Genomic DNA, 1,022 nt, shown 5'->3' with positions numbered 1-1,022 from the left:
CTCCAGGCCAAAGCGCGGGTGCATGAGGCGGTTGGCCAGCTCGCCGGAGTTGGTGATGAGCAGCCTGCGTTGCGGCGGCTGGGCTGTGCGGGGCGCGGGCCTGCTTTGCTGCTGCGGTCGGCATTGCGGCGCTGGCGGGGCGCAGCGGACGCGGCGGCGGGGTTCAGTTCGGCGGCGCTCATGCCTGCGGCGGCGGCCAGGGCGGCCAGTTCGCGCGTGCCCAGCTCCATCCAGTGCCCCCGGCGCAGGCCGCGCGGCAGGGTCATGGCGCCGTAGCGGATGCGGATGAGGCGGCTGACGGCGCGGCCCACGGCTTCAAAGATGCGGCGCACTTCGCGGTTGCGGCCTTCGGCAATGGTCACGCGATACCACTGGTTGGCGCCGTCGCCGCCTTTTTCGGCTTCGATGCGCTCAAAGCGCGCGGGGCCGTCGTCCAGCCGCACGCCTTCAAGCAGGCGCTGCTGTTCGGCTTCGTCCAGCGCGCCGAGCACGCGGGCGGCGTATTCGCGCTCCAGGCCAAAGCGCGGGTGCATGAGGCGGTTGGCCAGCTCGCCGGAGTTGGTGATGAGCAGCAGCCCTTCGGTGTTCAGGTCCAGCCGGCCGACGGAGAGCCATTTGCCTTGTGTCAGGCGCGGCAGTGTGCGAAAGACGGTGGGGCGGTTTTGCGGGTCGCTGTGCGTGACGACTTCGCCCACGGGTTTGTGATAGGCGATGACGCGCACGGGCGGCGGCGCAGCGCGCAGGCGCAGCGGCTGGCCGTGGACGCTGATGCGGTCATGGGCGCTGACGCGCTGGCCCACGTGCGCCACTTCGCCATTGACGCGCACGCCGCCTTCGGCGATGAGTTTTTCCATTTCCAGCCGCGAACCCAGGCCCGCTTGCGCCAGCACTTTGTGCAGTTTGGGGCGTTCGGCTTCAGGGGCGGGGGGTGTCTCTTTTACACATCTGACGCTGCCCACCGACTTTCTCTTCTCGGTCGCGCGCCGCGCCGCCGCGCTCTCGCACAGACAACGCACCACCGG

General features: G+C 70.2%; 1 protein-coding gene. It reads right to left on the bottom strand.

Translation table 11 applies throughout. The features are described from left to right. A partial coding sequence (locus tag C1720_RS12565) for a pseudouridine synthase (protein WP_233200082.1) occupies positions 1-959 on the bottom strand: 959 nt, incomplete at its 3' end. Positions 960-1,022 lie beyond the last annotated feature (63 nt).

Source organism: Ottowia massiliensis, assembly GCF_900240305.1.
GTDB lineage: Bacteria > Pseudomonadota > Gammaproteobacteria > Burkholderiales > Burkholderiaceae_C > Ottowia > Ottowia massiliensis.
The sequence above is the reverse complement of the archived record's forward strand: the minus strand, read 5'-3'. Positions and strand labels throughout refer to the sequence as shown.